Source organism: Mycobacterium innocens, assembly GCF_900566055.1.
GTDB classification, from domain to species: domain Bacteria; phylum Actinomycetota; class Actinomycetes; order Mycobacteriales; family Mycobacteriaceae; genus Mycobacterium; species Mycobacterium innocens.
The window spans coordinates 1-1,003 of sequence record NZ_UPHQ01000012.1; the positions used below are offsets into that span (position 1 = coordinate 1).

The following is a 1,003-nucleotide window of genomic DNA, read 5'->3' on the forward strand; positions in this document are numbered from 1 at the left end:
GGCCCCGGTCCAGGCGGGGCCGGAGACACCGCCGCAGGTGCAGTTGCCTGCTCCCAGCTCTGCGCCGGCGGCGCCGCCACCGGCGCCCCGTCGCGCGCCGACCCGCCAGGCGCCGGTGCAGGCTCCCGCGCAGCAGGCCCCGCCACCGGCCGCGCCGGCGACCACGCCGCCAGCCGCGCCGCCGCCGGCACCCGCACCGGCGCCGGAGGCTCCCCCGCCCAGCCCGATCGCGACGATGTATCTGCACGTCCCGTTCGTCACCATCCCGATTCCGATCTACCCGCCGGCGCCGCCGCCGCCCCCACCCGAGCCGGGGCCATAGGCGGGTAGCGGATCGGTTCGACTGCCCGCACACTGGGCAGTAACTGGATGAATCTTGAGGAGATGGCGTGGGCAGCAACGGTCCGTTCGGATTCGACCCCGACGACTTCGATCGGGTGATCAGGGAAGGCAGCGAGGGTCTGCGCGATGCGTTCGAGCGGATCAACAGGTTCCTCACCGGCCCGGGCCACCGGTCGGGGTGGTCGATGATCTTCGAGGATCTGGGGCGGCGCAGGCGTCCGGCGCCGGAAACCGCCGGCGAGGCCGGCGACGGGGTGTGGGCCATATACACGGTGGATGCCGACGGCGGTGCCCGCGTCGAACAGGTGTATGCGACCGAACTGGATGCCCTGCGGGCCAACAAGGACAACACCGACCCCAAGCGCAAAGTGCGTTTCTTGCCCTACGGGATCGCGGTCAGCGTCCTCGACGATCCCGCGGACGAACCGACGTAACCGTTGCGAGTGAGTGATCTTTAGTGGTCACGCGACTCGCACCCCATTTCGGGGTTGTTCGGCAGCCTTGCGGCTGCGTCCCTTCCGCGCTTCACAGCCACCGGCCGGGCCAGGCCCGGTCTTACGGTCGGCTCCACGCTTGACGGCGGCCCCAACTGGGCCGACGACGCTAATGGTGTCCTCGTAGCGTGCGAGGTTGATCGCGGCGTTGTCATCACGTTGGTGTG

General features: G+C 70.5%; 1 protein-coding gene and 2 pseudogenes. 2 read left to right on the forward strand and 1 reads right to left on the reverse strand.

What is annotated here, in order from left to right; all coding sequences use genetic code 11:
• Together EET03_RS31020 and EET03_RS01590 are read left to right on the forward strand one after the other, a co-directional pair.
• Nucleotides 1-322, forward strand: a pseudogene (locus EET03_RS31020) (DUF7159 family protein); the annotation flags it as partial.
• A gap of 67 nt (nucleotides 323-389) precedes the next feature.
• Nucleotides 390-776: a hypothetical protein gene (locus EET03_RS01590; RefSeq protein ID WP_075543893.1), complete on the forward strand. Its 387-nt coding sequence runs from the start codon at nucleotides 390-392 to the stop codon at nucleotides 774-776.
• A 27-nt stretch (nucleotides 777-803) separates the two neighbouring features.
• On the opposite strand, the pseudogene EET03_RS01595 reads toward EET03_RS01590, so the two are convergent.
• Nucleotides 804-1,003, reverse strand: a pseudogene (locus EET03_RS01595) (IS607 family element RNA-guided endonuclease TnpB); the annotation flags it as partial.